General features: G+C 72.3%; 20 protein-coding genes and 1 tRNA gene. 11 read left to right on the top strand and 10 right to left on the bottom strand.

Annotation, left to right across the window (positions count from 1 at the left end):
• Window positions 1-37 precede the first annotated feature (37 nt).
• Window positions 38-418: a hypothetical protein gene (locus ACS5RC_RS23840; RefSeq protein WP_478346409.1), complete on the bottom strand. Its 381-nt coding sequence runs from the start codon at window positions 416-418 to the stop codon at window positions 38-40.
• 87 nt (window positions 419-505) lie between these two features.
• Here ACS5RC_RS23840 and ACS5RC_RS23835 point away from each other — a divergent pair, with 87 nt between their 5' ends.
• Window positions 506-1,648 (top strand): PrpF domain-containing protein, encoded by a 1,143-nt coding sequence (locus tag ACS5RC_RS23835; RefSeq protein WP_478346408.1) that lies wholly within the window; start codon window positions 506-508, stop codon window positions 1,646-1,648.
• A gap of 82 nt (window positions 1,649-1,730) precedes the next feature.
• On the top strand, window positions 1,731-3,488 hold the full coding sequence (locus ACS5RC_RS23830; RefSeq protein ID WP_478346407.1) for a dihydroxy-acid dehydratase: 1,758 nt from the start codon (window positions 1,731-1,733) through the stop codon (window positions 3,486-3,488).
• A 22-nt stretch (window positions 3,489-3,510) separates the two neighbouring features.
• On the opposite strand, the gene ACS5RC_RS23825 is transcribed toward ACS5RC_RS23830, so the two are convergent.
• Together ACS5RC_RS23825 and ACS5RC_RS23820 are read right to left on the bottom strand one after the other, a co-directional pair.
• Window positions 3,511-4,536, bottom strand: coding sequence for a histone deacetylase family protein (locus ACS5RC_RS23825; RefSeq protein WP_478346406.1), 1,026 nt, complete (start codon window positions 4,534-4,536; stop codon window positions 3,511-3,513).
• Window positions 4,537-4,809: 273 nt separating this feature from the next.
• On the bottom strand, window positions 4,810-5,751 hold the full coding sequence (locus ACS5RC_RS23820) for a 2-hydroxyacid dehydrogenase (protein ID WP_478346405.1): 942 nt from the start codon (window positions 5,749-5,751) through the stop codon (window positions 4,810-4,812).
• Window positions 5,752-6,246: 495 nt separating this feature from the next.
• Here ACS5RC_RS23820 and ACS5RC_RS23815 point away from each other — a divergent pair, with 495 nt between their 5' ends.
• The 3 genes from ACS5RC_RS23815 to ACS5RC_RS23805 all read left to right on the top strand — a co-directional run bounded on the left by ACS5RC_RS23815 (window position 6,247) and on the right by ACS5RC_RS23805 (window position 9,447).
• Window positions 6,247-8,478 carry an ATP-binding protein gene (locus ACS5RC_RS23815; protein ID WP_478346404.1) on the top strand — a complete coding sequence of 744 codons (2,232 nt, stop codon included), beginning with the start codon at window positions 6,247-6,249 and terminating at the stop codon, window positions 8,476-8,478.
• Between the two features lie 194 nt (window positions 8,479-8,672).
• Window positions 8,673-9,002 (top strand): hypothetical protein, encoded by a 330-nt coding sequence (locus tag ACS5RC_RS23810; RefSeq protein ID WP_478346403.1) that lies wholly within the window; start codon window positions 8,673-8,675, stop codon window positions 9,000-9,002.
• A gap of 172 nt (window positions 9,003-9,174) precedes the next feature.
• Window positions 9,175-9,447 carry a hypothetical protein gene (locus ACS5RC_RS23805; RefSeq protein ID WP_478346402.1) on the top strand — a complete coding sequence of 91 codons (273 nt, stop codon included), beginning with the start codon at window positions 9,175-9,177 and terminating at the stop codon, window positions 9,445-9,447.
• A 106-nt stretch (window positions 9,448-9,553) separates the two neighbouring features.
• On the opposite strand, the gene ACS5RC_RS23800 is transcribed toward ACS5RC_RS23805, so the two are convergent.
• Window positions 9,554-9,721, bottom strand: a complete 168-nt coding sequence (locus ACS5RC_RS23800) for a hypothetical protein (RefSeq protein ID WP_478346401.1) — start codon at window positions 9,719-9,721, stop codon at window positions 9,554-9,556.
• A gap of 210 nt (window positions 9,722-9,931) precedes the next feature.
• Window positions 9,932-11,161: an MFS transporter gene (locus ACS5RC_RS23795; protein ID WP_478346400.1), complete on the bottom strand. Its 1,230-nt coding sequence runs from the start codon at window positions 11,159-11,161 to the stop codon at window positions 9,932-9,934.
• Between the two features lie 95 nt (window positions 11,162-11,256).
• Here ACS5RC_RS23795 and gcvA point away from each other — a divergent pair, with 95 nt between their 5' ends.
• The gene (gene gcvA, locus ACS5RC_RS23790; RefSeq protein WP_478346399.1) at window positions 11,257-12,150 is read left to right on the top strand and encodes a transcriptional regulator GcvA; all 894 of its coding nucleotides are present in this window, start codon (window positions 11,257-11,259) and stop codon (window positions 12,148-12,150) included.
• A gap of 164 nt (window positions 12,151-12,314) precedes the next feature.
• On the opposite strand, the gene ACS5RC_RS23785 is transcribed toward gcvA, so the two are convergent.
• From ACS5RC_RS23785 to ACS5RC_RS23770, 4 genes are all read right to left on the bottom strand, one after another.
• The gene (locus tag ACS5RC_RS23785) at window positions 12,315-12,998 is read right to left on the bottom strand and encodes an MgtC/SapB family protein (RefSeq protein WP_478346398.1); all 684 of its coding nucleotides are present in this window, start codon (window positions 12,996-12,998) and stop codon (window positions 12,315-12,317) included.
• 389 nt (window positions 12,999-13,387) lie between these two features.
• Window positions 13,388-13,609, bottom strand: a complete 222-nt coding sequence (locus ACS5RC_RS23780) for a hypothetical protein (RefSeq protein WP_478346397.1) — start codon at window positions 13,607-13,609, stop codon at window positions 13,388-13,390.
• Window positions 13,610-13,706: 97 nt separating this feature from the next.
• Window positions 13,707-14,420: a cache domain-containing protein gene (locus tag ACS5RC_RS23775; RefSeq protein WP_478346396.1), complete on the bottom strand. Its 714-nt coding sequence runs from the start codon at window positions 14,418-14,420 to the stop codon at window positions 13,707-13,709.
• 687 nt (window positions 14,421-15,107) lie between these two features.
• A tRNA-Ala gene (locus ACS5RC_RS23770) sits at window positions 15,108-15,183 on the bottom strand.
• A 120-nt stretch (window positions 15,184-15,303) separates the two neighbouring features.
• On the opposite strand from ACS5RC_RS23770, the gene ACS5RC_RS23765 reads away from it, so the two are divergent.
• From ACS5RC_RS23765 to ACS5RC_RS23755, 3 genes are all read left to right on the top strand, one after another.
• Window positions 15,304-15,606: a YggT family protein gene (locus ACS5RC_RS23765; RefSeq protein WP_478346395.1), complete on the top strand. Its 303-nt coding sequence runs from the start codon at window positions 15,304-15,306 to the stop codon at window positions 15,604-15,606.
• Between the two features lie 107 nt (window positions 15,607-15,713).
• Window positions 15,714-16,757: a MaoC family dehydratase gene (locus tag ACS5RC_RS23760; RefSeq protein ID WP_478346394.1), complete on the top strand. Its 1,044-nt coding sequence runs from the start codon at window positions 15,714-15,716 to the stop codon at window positions 16,755-16,757.
• A gap of 548 nt (window positions 16,758-17,305) precedes the next feature.
• Complete coding sequence (locus ACS5RC_RS23755) at window positions 17,306-17,629, top strand: hypothetical protein (protein WP_478346393.1); 324 nt, start codon at window positions 17,306-17,308, stop codon at window positions 17,627-17,629.
• Between the two features lie 53 nt (window positions 17,630-17,682).
• On the opposite strand, the gene ACS5RC_RS23750 is transcribed toward ACS5RC_RS23755, so the two are convergent.
• Window positions 17,683-18,273, bottom strand: a complete 591-nt coding sequence (locus ACS5RC_RS23750; protein ID WP_478346392.1) for a L,D-transpeptidase — start codon at window positions 18,271-18,273, stop codon at window positions 17,683-17,685.
• Window positions 18,274-18,607: 334 nt separating this feature from the next.
• On the opposite strand from ACS5RC_RS23750, the gene ACS5RC_RS23745 reads away from it, so the two are divergent.
• Together ACS5RC_RS23745 and ACS5RC_RS23740 are read left to right on the top strand one after the other, a co-directional pair.
• Window positions 18,608-18,964, top strand: a complete 357-nt coding sequence (locus tag ACS5RC_RS23745) for a hypothetical protein (protein ID WP_478346391.1) — start codon at window positions 18,608-18,610, stop codon at window positions 18,962-18,964.
• Between the two features lie 264 nt (window positions 18,965-19,228).
• Window positions 19,229-20,473 (top strand): efflux RND transporter periplasmic adaptor subunit, encoded by a 1,245-nt coding sequence (locus tag ACS5RC_RS23740; RefSeq protein WP_478346390.1) that lies wholly within the window; start codon window positions 19,229-19,231, stop codon window positions 20,471-20,473.
• Window positions 20,474-20,562: the final 89 nt, after the last annotated feature.

Here is a 20,562-nt window from a genome sequence, read left to right as displayed (position 1 = left end):
CGCGCCGCCGGATGCGTTCTCGGAGGCGGGCGGCGTCTCAGAACCGGCAGGTGAAGGTGCCCGTGACCGCATGGTCCTGGGTCCGGTCGCCGGCCTGGTCCGTATAGGCGACGCCCGGCGCGGCGTCGGCCGACACCCGCAGGTCGAGACCGGCCTCGGCCACCAGCGCGCCCCGGGCGATCGGGATGCCCGCCGTCAGGACGCTCGGGCCGGTGCCGAAGGCCGGCAGCGCCGTCGGCACCACCTCCCCGACGGCGTGCCGGTAGCCCACCGGACCGTACGCCGAGACCGGCCCCGCGCCACCGGAGCCGCGCAGGGCGGCGGCGCTGCGCCGTCGGCATCCGGGCTCGTCACGCGCGACGACGCCTGCTCTCCGGACCGGTCCGCGCGCCTGGACGCTGCCCGGCCGGCGCGGCATTGCCTCGGCTGCCGGTTGGGATTCATAGAGGACGGCCAGTCCGGGCGTCCCGTCGCGGGCACCGTCCGGGCCCAGGAGGCTCGAACCATGCAGCGCGCGATCCCGGCCGTGTTCATGCGCGGCGGCACCAGCAAGGCGATCCTGTTCCACGCCCGCGACCTGCCGGCCGACCGGGCCGGCCGCGACGCGCTCTTCACCGCCGCGATGGGCACGCCCGACCCCTACGGCCGCCAGCTCGACGGCATGGGCGGGGGCGTGTCGTCGCTCTCGAAGGTCTGCATCCTCGCCCCCGCGACGCGGGACGACGCCGACATCGACTACACCTTCGCCCAGGTGCAGATCCGCGAGGCCGCGGTCGACTACGCAGGCAATTGCGGGAACATGAGCGCCGCAATCGGCCCCTTCGCGGTCGACGAGGGGCTCGTCCGCGCGGAGGGGGCGGAGGCCACGATCCGCATCCACAACACCAACACCGCCAAGATCATCCACGCCACCTTCCCGCTCGCCGAGGGCCGGGCCCGCTACGACGGCGACCTAGTGATCCCGGGGGTCGCCGGCTCCGGCGCGCCGGTCCGCCTCGACTTCCTGGAGCCCGGCGGGGCGACCACGGGCCGGCTGCTGCCGAGCGGGCAGGCGCTGGACCGGCTGGAGGTGCCGGGCTTCGGGACGATCGAGGCCTCCCTGGTCGATGCGGCCAACGCCACGGTGTTCGTGCGGGCCCGCGACATCGGGCTCGCCGGCACCGAATTGCCCGACGCCATCGAGGCACGGCCCGAGCTCCTGCGCCTGCTCGAGGCGATCCGCGTCGCGGGCTCGCTCCGCATGGGGCTCGCGGCCGACGCCGAGGCCGCCCGCGCCATCCGCATGGTGCCGTTCGTGGCCTTCGTCGCCCCGCCCGCGGAGGCTCGGACCCTCACGGGCGAGACCATCGCGGCCGCCGCGATCGATCTCACGGCGCGCGTCATCTCCAACGGCCAGCCCCACCGGGCCCTGCCGCTCACGGTCTCGCTCTGCACCGCCGTCGCCGCCCGCATCCCCGGCACGGTGGTCGCCGACGCGCTCGGCGCCCCCGGGGAGGGGCCGGTGCGCCTCGGCATGCCGTCCGGCATCCTCACGGTCGGCGCCGACGTCGCGGCCTCCGAGGACGCCTGGATCGCACGGACGGGCTCGTTCTACCGCACCGCGCGCCGGCTGTTCGACGGCCGCGTCTGGGTGCCGAGCGGCGCGTGATGCCGGTGCCGCGCACTCGATCCTCTGCCAGTCAGCCCCTCCGTGCGGCCGCGGGCGGCCGGCGCCAACCGGGAATCCAGCCATGACCGACGATCCGCACGGCCTCGACCGGGGGCTGACCAATTACGGCGACCGCGACTTCGCGCGCTTCCTGCGCCGCTCCTTCGCCCGCTCCATGGGGATCTCGCCGGGCCTCTTGAGCAAGCCCGTGGTCGGCATCGCCATGACGCCCTCGGGCTTCAACAACTGCCACCGCTCCATGCCGGAGCTGGTCGAGGCGGTCTCGCGCGGGGTGCTGGCGGCGGGCGCCCTGCCCCGGCCCTTCCCCACGGTGTCGCTGGGCGAGGTGTTCCTCAACCCGACCAGCATGATGTACCGCAACCTCATGGCCATGGACACCGAGGAGATGATCGGGGCCCAGCCCATGGACGCGGTGGTGCTGATCGGCGGCTGCGACAAGACCGTGCCGGCCCAGCTCATGGGCGCGGCCTCCGCCGACCTGCCCGCGATCCAGCTCGTCACCGGGCCGATGTCCACGGGCCGCCACCGCGGCCAGCGGCTCGGCGCCTGCACCGATTGCCGGGGCTTCTGGGCGAAGTACCGGGCCGGGACGTTCGACGCGGACGAGATCGCCGAGGTCGAGGGCCGGCTCTCCGTCACCGCCGGCACCTGCGCGGTGATGGGCACCGCCTCGACCATGGCCTGCCTCAGTGAGGCGCTCGGCCTGTCGCTGCCGGGCACCGCCGCGATCCCGGCCGTCCATTCCGACCGCCTCGTCGCCGCCGAGGAGACCGGGCGCGCCGCCGTCCGCCTGATCGGGACGCAGATCCGGCCCTCCCAGGTGATCACCCGGAAATCGATCGAGAACGCCATCCGGGTGCTGATGGCGCTGTCGGGCTCCACCAACGCCATCGTGCATCTCACCGCCATCGCGGGCCGCCTCGGCATCCGCATTCCCTACGCGCGCTTCAACCAGATCTCGGACGAGACGCCGGTGCTGGTCGATCTGAAGCCGGTCGGCGAGGGCTACATGGAGGATTTCCACGCCGCCGGCGGCATGGGCGCGCTGCTGCGGGAGCTGCGCCCGCTCCTCCACCTCGACACCCTGGATGTCGAGGGCCGGACGCTGGCCGAGCGCCTGGACGAGCCGGCGGGCTGGATCGACCGCCGGGTGATCCGCGCCTTCGACGATCCCGTCTCGCCGGTCGGTGGCCTGGTGGCGCTCGGCGGGAGCCTCGCGCCGGACGGTGCGATCTTCAAGCGCGCCGCGGCGACGCCCGCGCTGTTCGAGAGCGAGGGCCGCGCGGTGGTGTTCACGGGGCTGGAGGACCTCTCCGCCCGCATCGACGACCCGGATCTCGACGTCGCGGAGGGCGACATCCTGGTCCTGCAGAATGCCGGCCCGCACGCGGCGGGCATGCCGGAGGCGGGCTACCTGCCGATCCCCCGGAAGCTGGCGCAGGCGGGGGTGAAGGACATGGTGCGGATCTCGGACGCGCGGATGTCGGGCACCGCCTTCGGGGCGATCGTGCTGCACGTGGCGCCGGAGGCCGCGGTCGGCGGCCCGCTCGCGGCGGTGCGCGACGGCGACCGCATCCGCCTCTCGATCCGCGACAAGCGTATCGACCTCCTGGTGGAGCCCGACGAGATCGCCCGGCGCCTGGCCGGCTTCCGGCCCCCGCCCGCGCCGGGTCGGGGCTACAAGGCGCTCTACCGGCGCAGCGTCACCCAGGCGCCGCAGGGCTGCGACTTCGATTTCCTCACCGCCGAGACCTTCACCGCCGAGGGTCTCGCCGCCGAGGGTCTCGCCGCCCAGGGTCTCGCCGCCGAAGGCGGCTGAGGCGGGGCGCGACCGGGCCGGGTCAGGGGCGGCTCGCCGCGAAGCCCTCGAAGAAGCGCCGCGCCAGATCGCCCAGCGCCTCCAGACAGTAGCCGCCCTCCTGGACGATCAGGGTGGGCGCGCCGAACCGGCCGATCGCGGCACCGAGCCGGCGGAAGCCCTCGGCGCCGACCGAGACCTTGGCCTGGGGGTCGCCCGCGAAGATGTCGAAGCCGAGCGCCAGCACGAGGGCGTCGGGCCGGTAGAGGTCGAGGGTGCGCAACGCCTGCCCGAGCCGGTCGAAGAACACCGCCTCGCTCGCGCCGTGCGGCATCGGCAGGTTCAGATTGTAGCCCGCCCCCTCCCCCGTCCCGCGCTCGTCCGCATGGCCCGCGACGACGGGGTAGAAGTTCGTCGGGTCGCCGTGAATCGAGACGTAGAGGACGTCCCGGCGCGCGTAGAAGATCTCCTGGATCCCCTGCCCGTGGTGCATGTCGGTGTCGAGGATCGCGACGCGGCCGTGATGGGCGCGCAGGCGCTCGGCCGCGATGGCCGCGTTGTTGAGGTAGCAGAAGCCGCCCGCCGCCTCGGCGCGGGCATGATGGCCGGGCGGCCGGCAGAGGGCGTAGGCCTCGCGGGCGCCGCCCGACAGCGCGTCCGCCCCGGCGATCGCGCATTGCGCCGAGGCGTAGGCGGCCCGGAAGGTGTGGGGCCCGATCGGCGCGCTGCCGTCGGCGAGATAGCGCGCCGCCCGCGCCAGCACGCCCCGCAGGGCGTTGGGCTCGCGCACGAAGATGGTGGAGACGACCTCCGTGCCCCAATCCTCGCCGAGCGCCGTCCAGTCGGCATGCGCCGCCTCGAGGAAGCGGAGATAGTCGAACCCGTGCACCTCGAGGATCGGGGCGGCCCCGGCATCGGGGGGCGCCTCCACGGCGAAGCCGAGGTCCCGCACCGCGGCGAGCAGCGCCTGCTCCCGCTCGGGCACCTCCTGCGGCGCGCGCATCCGCCCGCGCGAGAAGTAGGTCAGCGGGCGATGCAGACCCTGGTCGGCATGGTGGTAGACCTTCACGCAGCGGCTCCCGTCCCGGCCGCGATGCCGCGGCCGGTCGATTGAGACCTCGCCTGCGCGGCTTGCGCAAGGCGGAGCGCGGGTCCGGCGCGGCCCGCCTTGCGCTCCGGGATGCCTCGCTCCGCTTGGTCCTGACCTGCGCTGTCCGGGCTCGCCGCGCCTGAAACGATCCCGGAGCGGCCGGCGGCCCGATTGCGGCCGAGCCCGGCTCGGCTCAGGTCCCGCGTCCGCGCGACCCGACGGGCTCCGCCCGACGCTCCTCGCGAGGCCTGATCAGTACCCGCGCTCGCGCTCGACGGTCTCCGGCAGCAGGCCGGTTCGGCGATAGGTCCGCACGATTTCGGCGACGACGGCGGCGGCCGTGCCCGGCGTCGTCGGGCCGGTCACGTGCGGGAGGATCGTGATGCCGGGATGGCGCCACAGCGGCGATTCCGCCGGGAGCGGTTCCGTGTCGAACACGTCGAGGACGGCGTGCGAGAGGGTGCCGGCATCCAGCGCGCCGATGAGGTCCTCCGTCACCACGATCGGGCCCCGGGCGAAATTGAGCAGGCCGGCTCCCGGCTTCGCCGCCGCGAGGCGCCGTGCGTCCAGAAGGCCGCGCGTCCGGCCGGTCAGCGGGAGCAGGCAGACGACGATGTCGCTCGCGGACAGCAGGCGCAGAAGTCCCGCTTCCCCCGAGAGCGTCTCGATGTCCGGGTGCGTCCGCGAGCGGGTCCAGGCGGCGACCGGGAAGCCGGCTCCGGCGAGGCGGACGGCTGCCGCCGAGCCGAGGGCGCCCAGGCCGAGGAGGCCCACGGTGACGGCGCCGGGTGGCCGGTAGGGCAGCTGGCGCCACAGGCCCGCCGCCTGCTGGCGCCGATAGGCCGGCATGTCGCGGTGCAGGTAGTAGGTCCATGCCAGAACCGCTTCGGCCATCGTCCGCGCCAGCTCGGGATCGATCAGGCGGGCGATCGGCGGTCCGCCCGGACCGAGCTCGGCCACGAGGCGGTCGACGCCGGCCCACAGGCTCTGCACGAGCACGAGGTTCGGCAGCAGGGCCAGCTCGGCCGGATCCGGATCGGCGACGATCGCGATCTCGACGCCGGCGCGCTCTGCCCGCGTCAGGCGTGCGAGCGGGACGATTGCCTCGTCCGGCATCGCCAGCGCGAGAGCGGAGCGATAGCGCGCCTGCTCCCCGTCATCCAGGCGGCTGAGAAAGGCGATCGGGCCGTTCATGCGAAGCTCCTCATTCCGGCCCTCAGGGTTCCGGCCGGGGACGGCCGCCGAGAACCCGTCCGGGACCTCGGGCCCGAACCGGTTCCCCGCCGCAACGCTCCGCGCCGCGACTCCGTCCGCCGGCGTCGCCGTCGTAATCCGGCATCTCGGCTGATCGGGTGGGATCGACCGCGCAGCGGGCCGGCCTGTCCTGTACCGGGTCGCGATGCGCTCGGGAATCGCGCCGCGCCGGAGCGGCGGCCGACCCGGATGACGAGGCTGCAGCCGAGCGGGGGACTTTCCGTCGAGTCCCGGTCGAACCGGGCGGCCGTGGGGAGGCGGGCCTCGGCCGCGTCCCGGATCCATTGGCCGCCCCGCCCGCGATGGCGACGCGCATTTGATCCCGCGCGCGGCGGCGTGCGAGAGAGGCTTCGGTCCGGATTCGACCGGGCCGGCCAGAGGGCGCGCGCATTCCACCGCCCTGCCCGAACCCTCTCCTCCAGCGAGACGGCGCTCATGCAGACCCTGCCGCGCACCGAAGCCGACCGCCTCGCCGCGCTGCGCGCGCTGGCGCTGGTCGGCACCGCGGCGGAGCCCCATTTCGATGCCGTCTGCCGCACCGCGCAGGCCCTGTTCCGCGTGCCGATCACGCTGGTATCGCTCGTCGAGGAGCACGAGCAGTGGTTCAAGGCCCGGTGCGGGCTGGATCTCGACAGAACGTCGCGCGCGGTCTCGTTCTGCGCCCACGCCATCCTCTCGGACGCGATCCTCGTCGTCGAGGATGCCGTCCTGGACGAGCGCTTCGCCGACAATCCCCTGGTGACCGGTCCCCCGGGGATCCGGTTCTACGCGGGGGCGCCGCTGGTGCTGCGGCCGGGTATCCGCGTGGGCACGCTCTGCCTCATCGACACGCGGCCGCGCGGCTTCTCGGCCGAGGAGGCAGGGCGGCTGCGGGACCTCGCCGAGATCGTGATGGCGCACCTTCGCCTGCACGAGACGCTGCGGTTGAGCGAGACCCTCGCCCGCGAGCGCCGATGGGCGGAGGCGGCCCTGGCCGCGAGCGAGGCGCGCTATCGCGAGGTGCTCGACGCGACCCACGACGCCATCCTGGCCCAGCTCGCCGAGGGCGTGATCGTGACCGACGCGTCGGGCCGGATCACCCTCGTCAACGCCGCCGCCGCCGCGCTCCACGGCGTCGGCCGCCTTGAGGTGGCGCCTGACGCCTACAGCGACACCTACCACCTCTTCACGACGGCGGGGGAGCCGTATCCGCCGCACGACCTGCCGCTCGCGCGCGCGGTGCGGGGCGAGACCGTGCGGGACGCGCGCTGGCGGGTGCGGCGCCCGGACGGCACCGAGATTCTGGCGATCGGCAATGCCGGTCCGCTGCTCGGCCGCGACGGCCGCCAAGTCGGCGCGGTGCTGACCCTGCGTGACGACACCGCCCGCGACGGGTCGGAGCGGGCCCTGCGCGCCAGCGAGGCGGCCCTGCGCGAGCTGAACGCCACGCTCAGCGAGCGCGTGGAGGCGCGCACCCGCGATGCGGAGGCCGCCAAGCTCGCGGCCGAGCGGGCGAGCGCGGCCAAGACGGACTTCCTGGCCACCATGAGCCACGAGATCCGCACCCCTCTCAACGCCATCATCGGCTTCACCGAGATGATGGCGAGCTCGGGCCGCCTGCCGCCCGACCTGCAGCATCAGGCCGAGCTCGTGCGCATCTCGGGCTCGGCGCTGCTCACGGTGGTCGACGACATCCTCGACTTCTCCAAGGTCGAGGCTGGGGCGATCGAGCTCGAGCGGAAGCCCTTCGCCGCCCAGGCGCTGCTCGACAGCTGCCTCTCGATTGTCCGGGGCACGGCGACGGCGAAGGGGCTCGCGCTGCGGAGCCGGATCGACCCGGCCCTCGCGCCGGGCCTGCTCGGCGATGCCGCGCGCCTGCAGCAGATCCTGCTCAACCTGCTCAACAACGCCATCAAGTTCACCCGAACCGGGACGGTGACCCTGTCGGTCCGGGTCGAGCGCACCGATGCGGCCGGACAGACGCTGCGCTTCACCGTGGTCGATACCGGCATCGGCATCCCGGCCGACAAGCACTCCCGCCTGTTCCAGCGCTTCAGCCAGGTGGACGGCTCGATCCAGCGCGATTTCGGCGGCACCGGCCTCGGCCTCGCGATCTGCAGGCGGCTGGTCGAGCTGATGGACGGCGAGATCGGGGTGCAGTCGCGGGAGGGGCTCGGCGCGAGCTTCTGGTTCAGCCTCACCCTGCCCCGCGTCCCGCTCGCCGATCCGCTCGCACCCGCGGTGGCGGCCGCTCCTGCCCGTCGCGGTCGCCTGCTCCTGGTGGAGGACGTGGCGATCAACCAGGAACTTGCCCGTGCGGTGCTGGAGGCGGCCGGCCACCGGGTCGACGTGGTCGGCGACGGCGCCGCGGCGATCGTCGCCGTGGTGGAGACCGCCTACGACCTCGTGCTGATGGACGTGCAGATGCCCGGCATGGACGGGCTCACCGCGACCCGGATGATCCGGCGCCTGACCGGGCCGGGCGCGGATGTGCCGATCATCGCCATGACGGCCAACGTCCTGCCGGAGCAGGTGCGCGAGTTCCGCGCCGCCGGCATGGACGACCACGTCGGCAAGCCCTTCGACCGGTCCGCCCTCTACGCGACCCTGGATCGCTGGCTGGCGGCCCGGCCCGGGCCGGTCGAGGCGGCGGCCGGTGAGGCGGTCGTCGGTCGTCGTGACGCGTAGCGCCGGCCGCCTCGCGAAGCCCTCGCCGGCGCCCGTCCTCCCCGCCCGCACGGCGCGGATCCATCCGGCGCCGGCGACGCCTGCCCGGAGCCGGACTGAGAAGCGGTCTTGCCGGCTTTCTGCGCACCGCGCGCGGGTTATCTCGTCCCCGCACCAAGAGCGGCCGGGACGGGCCGGGCAAGTCAGGTGCGCGCATGACGAGACCCTACCGCAGCGCGGTGGTCGAGAACGACTGGACGATCCCGATCGCGGCCGCGAATTTCGACGTCGCCCAGGTCACCCACGACGTCGTGAAATCCAGGGCGGAATGGGACAGGAAGCTGAGGCGCGGGTACAGTTGGGCCGATTACGAGCGGGAGAACCTCCTCGCCCTCTGGGACCGCAACGATTGCGAGGATCGGGCCATCCTGCGCTGGAAGCCGGAGACCGAGCGCTGGATCGACGCGCTCGCCACCTCGGACAGAGCCAAGGTCGGGCGGACGCTGCGTCGCCTCCTCGGACGCGGCGACCCGGCTCGCGCCTGAGCGCCGGCCGCGGCGAATCTGGGTGGTGGCGGGTGCGGATCGGCGCCCGTATCGCAGGTGCGCGGACGCACCATGACCGCGGCTCGGTCATGGTGACGCCACCGTTCCGGGCCATGCGCCCCGCGTCTGCTCGCCCCGTGTAGCCGGGCGAGATCGAAACCCAGGAGTTACCATGACCCCGAGCAAGGCGGCGTTCCTCGCCCTCGGCCTGACTCTCGTCCCGGCCGCGGCCCTCGCGCAGCAGGCTTCCCCGGCGCGGGAGGCCCTCAAGCGGTCCTGCACCGGCGACTACATGGAATTGTGCAGCGAGCACCCTCCGGGCGGCCCGGAAGTGGAGGCCTGCTTCAAGGCCAACATGAAGAAGCTCTCCCCGGCCTGCTCCGCCTCGATCACTGCCTACAAGCAGGAGCAGCGTGCGACCCGGCGCGTCAGCGAGGCCCGCTGAGGCGATCCCGACCCGGGAGCGCTCCCGGTTCGCCGCGGTGGCATCGACCGGTCGCGGGGCCGGGGCGCCGGCGGCGCTGGCGCGCGCCCGGGCTGCGCGGACCTGATCAGGAGAGCGCGACCATCTCGCGATCACGCAAGGCGCAGAGGGCGAAGTTCTTCAACCCGAGGCCGAATTGCCAGAAGAACTCACGTTCTCCGGCGACCACGTAGAGTCCGAAGCTGTCGAGCTCGAACCGGAGCTTGGAGCCGATCTGAGTTGAGAAGGCGCTCATCAGCAAAACCCCGCATTTCTGTGAGGCAAGGACTACCATATTTACGATCAGTTAAAAGGTGTTACTGAATTTTAGGTAAATCAAGCGTTAACGGGCGTGCTCCACAGCTGTCCCGACGCTCGACGACGATTTCGGTGGGACGGCGTCGCGGTGCGCCCGTCTACGCGGATCCGCGCCAAGCCTCCGGGTCGCAGATCGCCGGTCCGGTGATCAGGCACCCGCCCGCGGTGCAGGCAGGTGCCGGGAGAGGGCGAGCATGACCGGCACCGCGGCGAGCGCGGTGGCCGCGGCGGCGGCGGCCGCCCAGCTCGGCCCGACCGCGTCGCCCAAGCGGCCGTAGAGAAGGGGCGTCGCGAGCGCGCTCCCGCCGAGGGTCCAGGTGTAGAACAGCGCGAAGGCGCGCTCGACCCGGCCGTCGGGCGCGAGGTCCGGCACCGTGCCGTACAGCACGGAGGACGTGCCGTTCAGCATCACGCCCAGCACGGGCAGGACGAGAAGCGCCGGCAGGAGCGGCAGGGCGACGACGGCCAGGATCGCCATGGCCGTTCCGCTCTCGGTCAGGAGAACCGTCCGGGTGACGCCGAACCGCTCTCCGAGCCGCCCGCAGACCGCCTTGCCCAGCGCGCCGCCGACGAAGGCCAGCGCGAGCGCGAGGCCCACGGTGCTCAGGGCCGCCCCCTTCTCCTGCAGCAGGAACGGCAGGTAGATCAGGAAAGCCGGGCGTGCGGCGTTGTCGAGCATGCCGATCGCCACGAGCAGCCGGAAGCCGGTTCGCCTTGGCTCGGCGGCGCTCTCCGGCGCTGGCGCCCGCGGCGCCGGAGGCGGCGTCCCGCGCCGCGCGGCCCGGTCGCGCGGCAGGAGCCCGGCGACCGCGACCGCGACCGCGCCGCCGAGGCCGGCGACGAGCCAGAGCGCCGAGCGCCAGTCCGTCCACGTCAGCAGGAAGCCGACGAGGGGCGGGACGCTCGCCTTCCCGATGTCCCCGGTGAAGTTGTAGGTGCCCAGGGGGCCGCGCGCGGACTGCCCGTAGGCCCGCGCGATCACCGCCGAGGCCAGGGGGTGCTGCGTGCTGCTGCCGATCCCGCCGAGGGTCAGAGCGACGCAGAGGCCGACCAATCCGCCCGAGGCGCCGGCGAGCGCGTAGCCGCCCGCGCTCAGCAGCGTGCCGAGCAGCAGCACGGCGCGGGCGCCGAGGCGCTGCGCGAGACGGCTCGCCGGCATCTGCAGGGCGGCGAGCGCCCCGTTGTAGAGGCTGCGCAGCAGCGCGAGGGCCGCGTAGCCGAGCCCGAACTCCTCCTGCCAGACCGGCAGCAGCACGTAGATCAGGTCGGTGTAGCCGTCGTGCAGGGCGTGGTTGATGCCGGTGGCCACCAACGTCCGTCCCGCATCGGCGGCGGGCGTAACTTCGAGCGAGGCGGTCGGATCCGACGCGGGCGGCATGATGTGTCCGGGGCTGGTGTCGGCGCCGAGGATCGCGCGCTCGCACGAACCTGACAAACGCCTTATGCTGACGCTCGCGTGAGGAAACCTGACACGTGCTGCGCCGCCTGCCCCCGCTCAACGCCCTGAAGGCCTTCGAGGCCGCCGGGCGCCACGCGAGCTTCACGCGGGCCGCCGCGGAACTGCGCGTCACCCATGGGGCGGTGAGCCGCCACGTGCAGACGCTCGAGGCGTGGCTGGGCCAGCCGCTGTTCGAGCGGCACAACCGGCGCGTGGTCCTGACCGAGGCCGGCACGAGCTACCTCGCCGAGATCGGCGCGGCCCTGGACCGCATCGCCCTGGCGACGACCCGTCAGGTGGAGCGTGGCCGGCCGCGCCTGCTCCGCGTGAACGCGCTGGCGACGTTCACCCTGCGCTGGCTGATTCCGCGCCTGTCCGGCTTCCAGGTGTCGAATCCGTCCGTCGAGGTCCGGCTGACGACCTCGAACGTTCCCCTGGCCGGCATCGTCGAGCCGTTCGACGTGGCCATTCGCGGCGGTCCCGAGGTCCGGCCGGGCCATATCGGGCGGCCGTTCCTGTCCGAGGGGCGGATCCCCGTGTGCAGCCCGGCCCTGCTGAGGCGCCTGCCCCTCGCCGAGCCGGCGCAGCTGCAGGCCCACACGCTGCTGCACGCGGCGACGCTGCCGCAGGTCTGGCCGCACTGGCTTCAGGCGGCCGGCGTCCCGGATCTCGAGCCGCAGGCATCGGTCACGCTGGAGCATTTCTACCTGACGCTGCAGGCGGCGCTGGACGGGCTCGGCGTCGCGATGGGGCCGGAGCGGCTGATCGCCGACGATGTCGCGGCCGGGCGCCTGACGCGCCCCTTCGCGGGCCCCTCGCTGCCGGCGCGCAGCTACTTCACCTACGTCCCCGAGCCCCGCGCCGACGATCCGGCCGTCCGCGCCTTCTGCGCGTGGCTGACCGAGACCGCGCAGCGGCGCCCTGCCTGAGCTGATCGGCCGGCATCCGATCCGCTTCCGGCTTGTCCCGGCCGGCGAGGGCCCCTCCGCCCCAGCCGATGGCCAGGGCGAGCGGGACGATCGCAATCCGTGCCAGGAGCCGTCTCCCGCCCGGGCGGCATCCGCCTCCGCGCAGAGCCCCCGGAGCTGGCCCCCTAGATCTGGCCTTCGACGTCCTCGACGCTGATCACACCGGGGCGGGCCCGCAGATCGCGCGCGATCGCGGCCACAGCCTGGCGCGGGAGCCGCGCGAACGAGATCAGCACCTCGTCCTGGTCCGGATCCGAACCGCGCTGCACGACGAACTGACGGACGCGGGCGGCGCGTGCCCCGGCCACCTGCTGCAGGGTGTCGAACGAGATCTGTCCGGGTTCGGCCAGCACGCGCAGCGGCTGGATCTGCAGCCGGTCGTGGTAGCGCTGCTGCAGGGGCTTCAGCCCGGCCAGGATCGCCAGCAGGATGACGGTGGTGGCGATGCCGGCGACGTAGAGCCCGCTCCCCACCGCGAGCCCGATCGCCGCGACGGCCCACAGGCTCGCCGCGGTGGTCAGGCCCTTCACCACTTCGCCGCGCAGCAGGATCGTGCCGGCTCCCAGAAAGCCGATCCCTGAGACGACCTGGGCGGCGATGCGCGAGGGATCCAGCACCACGTTCCGCGCGCCGAGCGCGTCGCTGAAGCCGAAGGCCGAGACGATCATGATCAGGCAGGCGCCGACCCCCACCAGCATGTGGGTGCGCAGGCCCGCCGCCCAGAGGAGGCGCTCGCGCTCGACCCCGATGAGGCCGCTGAGGATCGCGGCCAGCAGGAGACGGGCGATCATCTCGAGGTTGCTCAGCATCCAGGTCTCCCCATCGCCGCGCGAGGCCGGCGATGCCGGCCGTCACGGGCCGAGACCTTGCACCGGCCCCGGGGCGACGAACAGGGGTGATGCCGCGCCGACGATGTACGGACCCGTGGTCCCGGGCTGCCGGATGCGCGCCGGGCCGCGCCCCGACCGGCTCGCCTGATCCGCGCGCCGGCAGCGTCCGGATCGGGCCGGCCCGGGCACGGACGGGAATGCGGGATCTCCGCCGCGGGTGCAGGGCCGGTCGTTGCGGGGGAGTCGGCGGCGGGCGGCCCGCGAGGGGCACCGGCAGCCGAGCAGGGCCGCGCTGATCGGCCCTCCGGGCACGCCGTGCGCCGGGATCGCGCCGTCGCGTGCGGTAAGGTCGACCCGGGACGGGTCGGCTATTCGCAGACGCAGCGGATTTCATCCGGCCCGAGGCTCGGACCATCGTCCGCGATGCCGTCGGGCGTCAGCGCGAGCAGGAGCAGAAAGGCGAGACACGCGGCAATCACCGCGAGCGCCGTGCCGATGCGTTCGGCATTGAAACGGCGCGCTCGCAGAAGCGCACAGCCGGCCGTGAACGCCGCGGTCTCTGCCAGCGGCACGATGCTCACGAGGGCCATGAGGCGCTCCCGTTCCGCGATCACTGGATCGGAGAGTCGATCTCTGACGATTCGGGCGGCGACGTCCGTGCAGCAGAGCACGCGCGGGAACGGCCGCCTAATTGGCGCCTCCCGCCGCCTCCGGCTCCTCCAGCGCTGCCGCGGCAGCCTTCAGTCTCTCGCGCACCCGCAGGGCCGTGGCCTGATGGGCCTCATCCTGGGCCTTCAACGCTTCCAGGAACGCCGTCCAGTCCGCACGCGCGGTCTCCGAGATCTCGCCGTCGAGCTTGGCCCGCAGGGCGGACACCCGAGCCTCGGGCGTGCCGGCCTTCGGGGTGACGGTGTCGGCGTCGTAGATCCCCACCGCGCACATCTGATCGCCGGCCTTGGTGTAGTAGGTGGTCTTGGGTTCCTCCACCGTGCTGCCCGGCTTCGGGAACAGGTAGCGGATCACCGAGACCGATCCGGGCTTCGCCTCCTGCATCATGGTGCGGATGAAGTAGTTGCCTGTCCTGTCGTGCAGGTCGCGGACATCATGGCCGCGCAGGATCGGATTGGGATGAGCGCTCATGACGCCGTCCGGGCCGACGCAGAACACGTAGGTATCGGCGGTGCGGAAGCCCCCCTCTCCCCTGGTGAACTGGGCCAGGGCCTTTGCCGAGTCGCGCGTGACCGCCTTCACCACGTTCTGCAGCATCCACCGGGCGCCGGCCTCGGGTCCGGCATCGCCGCAGGAGGTCGGGGCCTCCCCATCACCGCAGGCGCGAGCCGGGAGGCTTGCCGATGATCCCAGGGCGATCAGCACCAGGGCGAGAACATCGCGCTTCTTCATGAGGGGGTCCCGCGGGATCGAGATCGGACACGAATCGACCTCATCAGAAACCCGAATGCCTGCTCGGGCAAGCGCAAACGGGTCGCCGCCGGCTCCAATTCAGTCATTAGGGTCGCGCTGCACTGTCAAGCTACAGGTGTTGGCGGCGCGGACGAGGTTTGGATATCGGCGTTGCACGGCCTGATCCTCGACACGTCGCGGCGCGTCCAGCAACGGGCGATCCGGTGATGCATCCTCGGCAGGCAGGCGCCTCCGACGGACCGGGCGCCGACGTCGGTCGGCCGCGGTGGTTCGTGTCCGTGACGGAGCGAGATCAGCGGGTCCCGCTTCAGCGGCCGGGCGTGCCCCTGCCGGGACGACGCGGATCGGCGACGGAACCGCCGCCGGCTCTCTCCGGAAACGGGAGCCTCAACGGCCTCCGGCTTTGGCAGGCGGCGTTACCGCGAAGCCTCGATGCAGAGCGGGCCGATCGGCCGCGCCTCGGCAGGTTCGCCTGTGCTTCGCACCCGGCCTCGAACAGCCGTCCGGCCGTCGCCAGGACGCCATCCACGTGCGGGATGGCCGCGAATTCGTTGTAGACAAGGCGCCCCGATCCCGGGACGAGAAACGGATGGATCCGAGACGTCTCAATCCGGGCTCGCCTCGCAAGCCCTTGGTTCCACGCACCAATGTTCAGCAGAGAGTTGGTGGTGGAGCTGAGGGGATTCGAACCCCTGACCTCCGCAGTGCGATTGCGGCGCTCTCCCATCTGAGCTACAGCCCCGTCCGGGACGCCGGCCTTTTAGGCTTGCGCGGCTCAGCCTGTCAATTGCCGTTTCCCACCATCGACGCGCCGCCCATGCGGGGCTCGTCGCCGCGCAGACCCGAGGACACGAAGCCGCGCATGTACGCCCTCCTCTGGCTCTTCGATACCGTCGTCCAGCTCTTCATCTACGTCCTCATCGCCAGCGCGGTGCTGAGCTGGCTGGTCGCCTTCAACGTCGTGAACGTGCGCAATCCCATCGTCGCGCAGATCGGCGAGGTGCTCTATCGCGTCACGGAGCCGGTGCTGCGGCCGATCCGCAACCTCCTGCCCAACCTCGGCGGCGTCGACATCTCGCCGATCATCCTGATCCTGCTGCTGCTGTTCGTGAGCCGCCTGCTGCACGAGATCATCCCGCCCCAGACCCTCGTCTACACCCGCTAGGGCCGAGCTTCGCCCCCGCGCGGCGGGCGGCAGCGGGCTGGCGGACCGGATCGGACGCTCGCCGCCGGCGGCCCGCCTCCCCATCCGCGACCATCCCCGAGGACGCCATGAAGACCAATCCCGGCCGCTTCTTCGAGGATTACCGCCTCGGCGAGACCATCCGCCATGCCACGCCCCGCACCGTCACGGCGGGCGACGTGGCGCTCTACACGGCGCTCTACGGGCCGCGCTTCGCGGTGCAATCCTCGGACGCCTTCGCCCGGGCCATCGGCTACCCGCAGAGCCCGCTCGACGACCTGCTCACCTTCCACGTGGTGTTCGGCAAGACCGTGCCGGACATCTCCCTCAACGCCGTGGCCAATCTCGGCTACGCCGAGGGCGGGTTCCGCCGGCCGGTCTATCTGGGCGAGACGCTGTCCACCGTCTCCGAGGTGATCGGCCTGAAGGAGAGCTCGAATCGCCAGACCGGCGTGGTCTACGTGCGCTCGGTCGGCTCGGACGCCGAGGGCCGGGCGGTGCTGAGCTATTGCCGCTGGGTGCTGGTGCGCAAGCGCGACCCCGAGGCGGCGATCGCCGCCGAGCATGTGCCGGATCTCGCCAAGGTCGTCGATCCGCAGGATCTCGCGGGCGCCCTGCCCCGGCTCGACCGGAGCGCCTACGATCTCGACCTCGCCGGCAGCCCGCACCGCTTCGGCGACTACCGGACGGGCGAGCGCATCGACCACGTCGACGGCATGACCGTCGAGGAGGCCGAGCACCAGATCGCCACGCGCCTGTTCCAGAACACCGCCAAGGTGCATTTCGACAATCACGCCGCCAAGGATACCCGCTTCGGCCGGCGCTTGATCTACGGCGGCCACGTCATCTCGCTCGCGCGCGCGCTCAGCTTCAACGGGCTCGCCAACGCCTTCGCGCTCGCCGGCATCAATGCCGGGCGCCACGTGGCCCCGCTGTTTGCCGGGGACACCGTCTATGCCTGGAGCGAGGTGCTCGATACCGCCGATGTCGGCCGAGACGATGTCGGCCTGCTGCGCCTGCGGACGGTCGCCACCAAGAACCAGCCCTGCGGCAACCATCCCGACAAGGTCGGCGACGCCTACGACCCGTCGGTGATCCTCGATCTCGATTACTGGGCCTTCATGCCCAAGTGACGCGACGCGACCCGACGCGACGGGCACGAGGACCTGGCACGCCGCGCGGACCCGCCCGCGACGGCCGCGCTTCGACCGGGCGGGTGCCCTCTCCGAGGCTTCAGAGCAGCAGCATCAGGCCGAGCAGGAAGGCCGCTTCGAACAGGAGCAGCGCGGCGAGAAGACGGACCGTGCCGACCGCTTCGCCGACGCCCTCCGCTAACGGTGGTCCGCTGTTCATCGCTCGCTCTCCCCAGAGACCCGAGGAGCGTACGGGGCGCCCGGCCCGGCCGCATTAACCTGCGCGTAACCGTCGGCGCTCCGGTGGCCGCAAGGCGCGGCGTCCGGTCGTATCCGCTCGTTCCATGCCGGCCGGACGGCCGATCCGGGCGCGTCCGCCGCCGGACCGCTCCAGCGCGCCGGTATGATTGATATAATGAATACCGGCCCGTTTAGACTACACAAGGTTTATAAATATCGATAAAACAACCTGGACGATGGTCGTGCGCCCAGAGAGCGCCGGATCGGCGTCGGCAGTCCGAAAGCATCATCGCATTCCGGGAGGGCCCATGGGCACGAAGCAGTTTGCCAACAACACGAACTACGATCTCTCGATCGTCCTGAACGTGCGCCAGGGCGATACGCCCGGCAACGAGGTCGCCCCCAGGAGCCTCGTCCTGGCGAAGGGGCAGAGCCAGTCGTTCCAGTACAGCACCGATGCCAATCCCTATCTCGACGGCATCACCGTGCAGGTCATGCAGAGCGGCATCAACGTCATCAACCAGCAGGCGGTCGTGACGCGCGGCAGCCTCGTCGACAACCAGCTGAATCAGAACAGCCGGATCGACATCAGCATCTCGGGCGCGTCGCTCGTCCTGTCCTGCCACAACTGACCGAGACCCGGCCCGGGCGGCGGGCCGGTCCGCCGCCCGGGCCGTCCGACCGATCAGTTCCGCACGACCACCTTGGTGCCGACGCGGGCGCGGTCGTAGAGGTCGACCACGTCCTTGTTGGTCATGCGGATGCAGCCGGAGGAAACGGCCGCGCCCATGGTCTCGGGCTCGTTCGAGCCGTGGATGCGATAGAGCGACGATCCGAGATAGAGCGCGCGGGCGCCCAGCGGGTTGTCCTGGCCGCCCGCCATGTAGCGCGGCAGGTCGGGGCGGCGGGCCAGCATCTGGGACGGCGGGCGCCAATCCGGCCATTCCTTCTTCATGGTCACGGTCTTCACGCCCGACCACGAGAAGCCCTGCCGCCCGACGCCGACGCCGTAGCGGATCGCCTCGCCACCGGGCAGCACGTAGTAGAGCCGCCGCTGGCTCGTGGAGACCACGATGGTCCCGGGCTTCTCCGTGCCCTTCCAGGCCACCGTCTCCCGCGGGATCGCCTGGCTGCGAAAGATATTCATGAAATCGGCCAGCGCGCCGCTGTCGAACGGCCCGGCCGCAGCCGGGCCGGCGCCGAGCGCCGCGAGAGCGAGCCCCGCTCCCAAAGCAAGCCGGGTCCTCATGGCAAGTCGAGCGATGCGGTGCGTCATGCATGACCTCCTGTGACGTCCATCGCGTGCCACAAGCCGGGCTATTGCGGCAGCTTCTGGCCTCGAACTCCGTGATCGGCAGATCGCGGGAACTCTGTGTGATCCGTGCAACATCCGTGAGATGCTGCATCGACCCGACCTCGTCAGCCGCGAGACCGCAGCATGTCTTGCGCGTCATGACCTGCATGCTTCGGTCCGCGACCGTCGCGCCGGCCTCGGGCGCCGCCGGGATGGGGCTACCCGAGGATCGGCGCTGGACTGACAGAATGTCGCAGGCGATTGCGCGGCGGCGCAGCCTCCCCAATCTCCGGTCGTGCTTCGAGGAACCGAGACAGTGTCGCCGCGCCATCCGCGTGCCAACCGATCCGCGCTTTCCGGCGCGATCCTGTCCCTGCTCGCCCTCCTGTCCCTTCTGCTGCTCGCCGGCCTGCCGGCCACCGCGGATGCGACGGTCCGGCCGGAGCGTCCCTGCGCCGCGGCGCAGGTGACGGACCCCGCCTGCCCGTCGCAGCGCTTCGCGCTGCAGGTGACCCTCGATGCCGACGAGCCCGTCCCCGCCATCCGCACGATGGTGCTGCGCGCGGTGGATCCGCTTCGGCCCGAACACGGCGGGAGCTTCGAGCCCCTGTCCGACAGGCTCCCGGCCTCGCCCGCCGGCTGGCGGCCCGAGCGCCCGCCCCGCGCCGCCTGAGGAACGAACCCGGCAGGCCGACGGGCGATCGCGCGGTCGCGTCCTGACGATCGGCATGCGCCGTGCGTCGCGGGACTGCCACCATCCGGGTCCATAGCACCCGCAGGCGGGGCAGGATCGCCGCGCCCCCGGTCCGATCCCCGCCGCGCCGATCGACCGGATCGGCAGGCGGAGCCATTCTCCCGAGATGAAAACGTGGACGGTCGCCCCAAGAGGGAAGGCCCTCCCCCCAAGACGCGTGTCGCAGGAGCGAACCCGATCGTGATGCTGTTCTCCCCCCTGTCCCGCCTGCGCGGCGCGGCCCGCCGGCCGGCCGCCGCGGCGCTCGGCGTCGTGCTGGTCGCCCTCTCGGCCTGCAACCAGCGCGAGGCCGCCGCGCCCGTGCCCGTGCCCCCGCCGGAGGTCAGCATCGTCACCGTGGCGCCGCAGGCGATTCCCTACGTGCGGGACCTCCCGGGCCGCGTCGCCCCGACGCGCATCGCCGAGGTGCGCTCGCGCGTCTCGGGTCTCGTGGTGAAGCGGCTGTTCGAGCAGGGCAGCACGGTCAAGGAGGGCGACGTCCTCTACAAGATCGATCCGGCGCCCTACGAGGTCGATCTGGCGAGCGCCGAGGCGGCCCTCGCCAACAAGGAGGCGGCCCTGGTGCTGGCCACCCAGCAGGCCGAGCGCCTGGAGACGCTGCTCGCGCGCAACACCGCGAGCCAGGCCCAGTACGACACCGCCTACGCCGGCAAGCGCCAGGCCGAGGCCGAGGTCGCGGGGGCGAAGGCCGCGCGCGACCGGGCCAAGCTCAACCTCGGCTGGACCGACGTGCGCGCGCCGATCTCCGGCCGCATCGGCCGGGCATTGCTGACCGAGGGCACCCTGATCGAGCAGGGCACCACGGGCGTGCTCGCCACGATCCAGCAGCTCGACCCGATCTACGTCGACATCACCCAGTCGGTCGGCGAGTTGAACAAGCTGCGCCGGGATCTCGCGAGCGGCGAACTCGCCAAGCTGGAGAACGACGCGGCCAACGTCCACCTGATCATGGACGACGGCGGACTCTACCCGCTCGCCGGCCGGCTGCTGTTCTCCGACGTCACCGCCGACCCGAGCACGGGCCAGGTGACCCTGCGCGTGCTGATCCCGAACCCCAACGACGAGCTGTTCCCCGGCATGTACGTGCGGGCGCGGATCAAGCAGGGCATCGATTCCGACGCCATCGCGGTGCCGCAGCAGGCGATCCAGCGCACCACCGACGGCAAGGCCGAGGTCTGGGTGGTCAAGGCCGACGACAAGGTCATGCTCCAGCCCGTCGAGGCCGGTCCCGTGGTCGGCCAGAACTGGCTGATCCGCGACGGCCTCAAGCCGGGCGAGCGCGTCGTGGTCGAGGGCTTCCAGAAGATCACCGCGGGGATCCAGGTGAAGCCGGTGGATCACGGCACGGCGCAGGATCCGGAGGCCGGCAAGCCCCACGATCCCGACGAGGCCGAGGCGAAGAAACAGGCGGTTCGCCAGACGCGCTGACCCGGCGCGCCGACCCGAACGTCCCGCACCCAACCGCCCTTCCCGCGCCGAGCGGTCACCCGCCCGGCCGATCCCACGATCCGGCCCGC

The organism is Methylobacterium sp. HJ2 (assembly GCF_056431005.1).
Note: the sequence above shows the minus strand (reverse complement) of the source record. Positions and strands in the feature narration are given on the sequence as shown.